6 protein-coding genes and 1 pseudogene are annotated in these 5,663 nt (G+C 70.7%); 6 read left to right on the forward strand and 1 reads right to left on the reverse strand.

Going from position 1 to position 5,663, the window contains the following annotated elements:
- The 6 genes and pseudogenes from D180_RS23405 to D180_RS06905 form a co-directional block, all read left to right on the forward strand.
- A pseudogene (locus D180_RS23405) lies at nt 1-142 on the forward strand (enoyl-CoA hydratase/isomerase family protein); the annotation flags it as partial.
- On the forward strand, nt 139-543 hold the full coding sequence (locus tag D180_RS06885; RefSeq protein WP_017912211.1) for a VOC family protein: 405 nt from the start codon (nt 139-141) through the stop codon (nt 541-543). The pseudogene D180_RS23405 and the gene D180_RS06885, both read left to right, overlap by 4 nt.
- Before the next feature lie 145 nt (nt 544-688).
- On the forward strand, nt 689-1,585 hold the full coding sequence (locus D180_RS06890; RefSeq protein ID WP_017912212.1) for a hydroxymethylglutaryl-CoA lyase: 897 nt from the start codon (nt 689-691) through the stop codon (nt 1,583-1,585).
- 113 nt (nt 1,586-1,698) lie between these two features.
- Nucleotides 1,699-2,469: an SDR family oxidoreductase gene (locus D180_RS06895; RefSeq protein ID WP_017912213.1), complete on the forward strand. Its 771-nt coding sequence runs from the start codon at nt 1,699-1,701 to the stop codon at nt 2,467-2,469.
- 116 nt (nt 2,470-2,585) lie between these two features.
- Nucleotides 2,586-3,152 (forward strand): elongation factor P-like protein YeiP, encoded by a 567-nt coding sequence (gene yeiP / locus D180_RS06900; RefSeq protein ID WP_017912214.1) that lies wholly within the window; start codon nt 2,586-2,588, stop codon nt 3,150-3,152.
- Between the two features lie 4 nt (nt 3,153-3,156).
- A complete protein-coding gene (locus D180_RS06905) occupies nt 3,157-3,588 on the forward strand; it encodes a hypothetical protein (protein WP_017912215.1) in 432 nt (143 codons plus the stop codon).
- A gap of 318 nt (nt 3,589-3,906) precedes the next feature.
- Here D180_RS06905 and D180_RS06910 read toward each other — a convergent pair.
- A partial coding sequence (locus D180_RS06910) for a DUF4105 domain-containing protein (RefSeq protein ID WP_017912216.1) occupies nt 3,907-5,663 on the reverse strand: 1,757 nt, incomplete at its 5' end.

Below are 5,663 nucleotides of genomic sequence, written 5' to 3' on the forward strand. Positions count from 1 at the left end.
GGTCGCCGCCGGCGGCGAGCGCGATGCGCTGGACCAGGCCAACGCGGCGCTGATCGCGCAATTGCGGGTCTCGGCCGAGGGCCAGGAAGGACTGAATGCGTTCCTGGAGAAACGCGAACCGGCCTGGAGGGCCAGCCCATGAACCCGCTCGACCATCTCGGCCTGCGCTGCAGCGACCTCGACCGCAGCCTGGCCTTCTACCGCGCCGCCCTGGCCGCGCTGGAGCTGGACGTGGTGATGCAGGTGAGCGCCGAGGAAAGCGGCGGCCAGCGCCATGTCGGTTTCGGTCGCGACGGCAAGCCCAGCTTCTGGATCGCCGATGGCGGCCGCGACGCCGGCGACAATGGCGTGCACGTGGCCTTCGTCGCCGCCAGCCGCGCGCAGGTGGACGCGTTCCATCGTGCCGGCCTGGCCGCCGGCGGCCGCGACCACGGCGCGCCGGGCCTGCGTCCGCACTACCACCCGGACTATTACGGCGCGTTCCTGCTGGATCCGGACGGCCACAACATCGAAGCGGTCTGCCACCGCCCGGCGTCGGCCTGATCCGCGCTACCGCGTTGCGCCAGCGTACCTGGCGCCAGCCATGCCTGCCGCTGCTTCACCGCCTCCCTCTCTCAGGAATTCCGATGATCCTCGTTGCTTCCCGCTTCGTGCGCAGCGCCCGGCCAACCGCGCAGGAATTCCGCGAATGAGCGACCGCGTGCGCATCGTCGAAGTCGGCCCGCGCGACGGCCTGCAGAACGAGAAGGCCTGGGTCGCCACGGAAGACAAGATCGAGCTGATCGCGCGACTGGGGCGCACCGGCCTGCGCAGCATCGAGGCGACCAGCTTCGTCAGCCCGAAATGGGTCCCGCAGCTGGCCGACGCGGCCGAGGTCTACGCCGGCATCGCGCAGGTGCCGGGCGTGGACTATCCGGTGCTGGTGCCGAACCTGCAGGGCTACGAACGCGCGGCCGCGGTCGGCGTGCGCGAGGTGGCCGTGTTCACCGCCGCCTCGGAGACCTTCAACCGCACCAATACCAATGCCGGCATCGACGAATCGCTGGCGCGCTTCGCGCCGGTGCTGGAGCGCGCGGCGGCGGACGGGGTCAAGGTCCGAGGCTACGTGTCCACGGTGCTCGGCTGTCCCTATCAGGGCGACGTCCCCCTGGCCGACGTGGTGCGGGTGGCGCAGCGGCTGCATGCGATGGGCTGCTACGAGATCTCGCTGGGCGACACCATCGGCGTGGGCACGCCGGGCAAGGCGCGGGCGATGCTGCGCGCGGTCGCCGCCGTGGTGCCGATGGACGCATTGGCAGTGCACTTCCACGACACCTACGGCCAGGCCCTGGCCAACATCGCCGCCTGCCTGGAAGAAGGCGTGCGCGTGGTCGATGCCGCGGTGTCCGGCGCCGGCGGCTGCCCATATGCCAAGGGTGCCAGCGGCAACGTGGCCAGCGAGGACGTGGTCTACCTGCTGCACGGCAATGGCGTGGAGACCGGCATCGACCTGCCCGCGCTGGCCGCGACCGGCCGCTGGCTGGCGCAGAAACTGGGTCGGCCGACCGGCAGCAAGGTCGGCCAGGCGCTGGCCGCCGAGGGCTGAGCCGCGACAGCTGCGCACCCGGCGACCGGCTCGCCCACAGCGGCCGGTCGTTGCGTCTCGCCGCGATGGGGCGGCAGCCTCTAAACTGGGCGTTTTCCTGGGAGGGAACATCCATGCAGCTTGCCGATCTGAAAGCGGTGGTCACCGGCGGCGTGTCCGGTCTCGGCCTAGCGGTGGCGCAGCGCATCGTCGCCGAAGGCGGCAAGGTCGCGCTGTTCGACCTGAACGACGACAAGGGCGCGGCCGCGGTCGCCGCGCTGGGTGCGGAGCGGGCCTGCTACCTGCGCACCGACGTCAGCGACGAGGCCCAGGTGGCGGCGCAGCTGGCGGCGGCACGCGATTTCCTCGGCGGCCTCAATGCCGCGGTCAACTGCGCCGGCATCCTCGGCGCCGGCCGCGTGCTCGGCAAGGAAGCGCCGATGCCGCTGGCCACCTTCCAGGGCACGGTGATGGTCAACCTGGTCGGCAGCTTCAACGTCGCCAAGGCCGCCGCCGACCTGATGCAGCACAACGCCCCGGGCGAGGACGGCGAGCGCGGCGTCATCGTCAACACCGCCAGCGTCGCCGCCTACGAGGGCCAGATCGGCCAGGCCGCCTACGCCGCGTCCAAGGGCGGCGTGGTGGCGATGACCCTGCCGATGGCCCGCGAACTGGCGCGCTTCGGCATCCGCGTCAACACCATCGCCCCGGGCATCTTCTGGACCCCGATGGTCGACGGCATGCCCGAGGCCGTGCAGCAGTCGCTGGCCGCGGCGATCCCGTATCCTTCGCGTCTCGGCCGCCCGGACGAATTCGCCGACACGGTGATGTTCCTGCTGCGCAACCGCTACCTCAACGGCGAAACCATCCGCCTCGACGGCGCTGTGCGGTTGGCGCCTAAGTAGCGGGGAATGGAGAATGGGGAATGGGGAATCGCAACGGCGTTTCCCTTCCGCTGATCCTCTCCGCCTGCTTGACCCTGTTTCGATTCCCTATTCCCCATTCCCAATTCCCAGCCCTCATGAAAGCCAACGAAATCAAGAAAGGCAACGTCGTCGAGTACAACAACGGCGTGTACCAGATCCGCGACATCGAGCGCAGCTCGCCGCAGGGCCGCGGCGGCAACGTCCGCTTCCGCTTCGTGATGTACAGCGTGCCGGGCGGCAACAAGCTCGATGCCAGCTTCGACGGCGACGACGACCTGCGCGAAGTCGAGCTGATGCGCCGCCAGTCCACCTTCTCGTACAAGGACGGCGAGGCCTTCGTGTTCCTCGACGACGAGGACTACACCCCCTACACCCTGGACGCCGATGCGATCGGCACCGATGCGGGTTACATCACCGACGGCCTCAGCGGCATCTACGTGCAGGTCATCGACGACCAGCCGGTGGCGATCCAGTTGCCGCAGAGCGTGACCCTGGAAGTGATCGAGACCCCGCCGGAGCTCAAGGGCGGCACCGCCACCAAGCGCCCGAAGCCGGCCAAGCTCAACACCGGCATCGAGATCATGGTGCCGGAGTACATCGGCAACGGCGAGCGCGTGCTGGTCAACACCACCACCGGCGAATTCGCCGGCCGCGCCGACTGAGCCCATGCGCGGGCGCCGTGTCACCCACGTCTCCCGCACAGGCAGCGCCGCGCATGCGCCGCGGCCCGCCTGCCTCGGCCTGCTGCTGGTCTTGCCGGTGCTGGCGCTCGCCGCGCCGGCGACGCCGGCCACGGCGGCCGCCCCCAAGCCCGCGTGCACGATTCCCGACGCGGTCGATCCCGAGCACCACGACGGTTTCTGCACGCTGCCCGAGCCGATCCGCGCCTTCGTCGCCCGCCAGGACACCTGTAACCATTTCGCCGGCGAGGAGCCCTACGACAAGGCGCGGCGGCGCGAACTGGAGCAGGCGATAGCCAAGTACTGCGACGGCAACGAACAGGCCTGGGCGAAGTTGCGTACGCAATACCGCCAGGACCCGCCGCGCGACGCCTGGCTGCGCCGCTACGGCGAGGATGTCGGTCTCGAGTTGCCATGATGACGGCTTGCCGGCCGGCAAGGTGGCGCCCTTGCGGGCATCGGCGTCAGCCCTGACGGCCATCGACATCGGCCTGCTTCGCGTCTTCGCTCGTCGCGGCTGAAGCCGCCCCTACATAAATGGGTTGGAAGCTGCGCCGCGTTTCTGTGGGAGGGACTTCCGTCCCGACCCATGGAGCTATCAGTCTTCCTTCATGCGAACACGGCTGCGCCTGCGACGCACAGGTGCTGCGGACTCACGCCGCGACCGCGCCGCCGTCAACCGCACGCGCGATCCAGTTCCCTTCGATCGCCTCGCATCGCAAGCCCGCACGCTGCGCTACGGCTGCCCACCACGCTGCCGCAACAGCGACGGCGACTCCAACTGCAGTCCACCGGCTTCGCGATTGAGCGTGCGCAGGCGTGCGCCCAGCGTCGCCAGGTTGGCATCGATCTGCGCCAGGTCCGCCTGCAGCGGCGCCGGCAGCAACCCGCGCAGGCGCGTCTGCAGCGCGGCGCCGTCGTCGTGCAGCGCCGCGATCCGTGCCTGTCCCTGCACCTGCAGCCAAGCGCGTTCCTGCGCCTGCGGCAGGCCATAGCCCGGCTGCCCCCGCAGCAGGTTCGCCGGTTGGCTCAGTAGCCCCTGCTCGGCCAGCACGGCACGCACAGCGCTGGCGGCGTCACGCGTGTCGGCACCCGCATCGCCCTCGCCCGCACCGGCCACCGCAGTCGGCTGCGGCTTGCCCAGATAGCGCCGCTTCAACGCATCGCGGCCGCGCTGTTCGGCGCGGCGGCGGGCGGCGTTCTCCAGCACCAGCAAGGCGGCACTGGCACGCAGGTCGCCACGCTCAAGCCACGGCGCGCGCTGCGCGGCCGGCAGATCCAGCCACGCGTCGGCATTGCGGGCCGGCAGCGCCAAGGAGCCGCGCGCCACCGCGAACATCTGCGCAAAATGCGCGCTCGCCGCCGGGAAGAAGTAGCCATCGCGCACCGCCGCGTCGGCGTCGTCGAACACCGACGCATCGGCGATGCCGGCCCGTACCAGGCGCCGGCGCAGGCCGGTCGGGCTGATCCCGGACAGATGCGCGGCCGCCAGCCGCGGCACGCCGTCGTGCAGCAAGGCATAGGTCTCCACCGCGCAGTTGTTGCTCAGGAAGTAATAGCGGCCGTCGTAGCTCCAGTGCAGTTGCGCGGCACGCTCCAGCAGCGCGGCGATCTCTTCGCGCGACAGCCGCAACGGCAGCGACTGCAGGCCGCGCAACTGCACCTGGGTGTAGTCGTCCACCACCTGGCGCAGCGGCAGCACGAACAGTCGCGACGGGTAGGAGCCGGTGAGCCCGCGCAGGTTGGAAATCTGCACGTCGTCGACGAAGGCGCGGAACGACAGCACCCGGTGCTCGGCCAGGTCCAGCCGGCATGCCGGGCCCAGCGGCCGCCCCGGCGCGCAGATCACCAGGCGCAGCATGCTGTGGCCCCAGTGGCTCATCGGCTGCGCATTGCCTTCGGCCAGCAGGTAGTCCACCGCGTAGATCCGCGCCGGGTCCACCTGCAGCAAGGCGGCCGCGTCGGCCAGCGGGTCCTGCACGAACACCTGGCCGGGCGCGCATGCGCTCGCCGGTGGCGTCCATGCCAGGCGTGCGGCGAAGTAGCGGGCCAGCGCCGGCCGCCGGCAGGCGTAGTCCGGATCGAGCAGGAAGTGCTCGAGATTCACCGCCACGAACTCGGCCGGCGACTGCAATTCGTAGCGATCCGGGCTGCGCTCGGTGAACCGGTTCTGGCCGCGGCGCAGGCCCAGGCGCATCGGGCTGACCTGCCAGCCGGCCAGATCCAGCAAGCGCGGATCGGAGGACAGATGCCCGGCCGTGGCGCGGTCGTAGAAATGCGCCAGTTCGTGCAGCAAGGCGGTCAGCGCCGGCCGCCGTGCCGGATCGACGGCAGGATCGGTGTCGGGATCCTCTGCCGCCATCCAGTCGCGCAGCAGGCGCTTGTTCAACAGCAGGCGTTTGGCCTGCGCGCGCCCGTGCACCTGTGCGGGGAGGTCGTCGCGCCACTGCAGCGGCAGCCCTGCCGGCAGCGCCGCGGTCCAGGCCGGCGGCA

This window comes from Xanthomonas sp. SHU 166, from assembly GCF_000364685.1.
In the GTDB taxonomy this organism is placed as follows: domain Bacteria; phylum Pseudomonadota; class Gammaproteobacteria; order Xanthomonadales; family Xanthomonadaceae; genus Xanthomonas_A; species Xanthomonas_A sontii.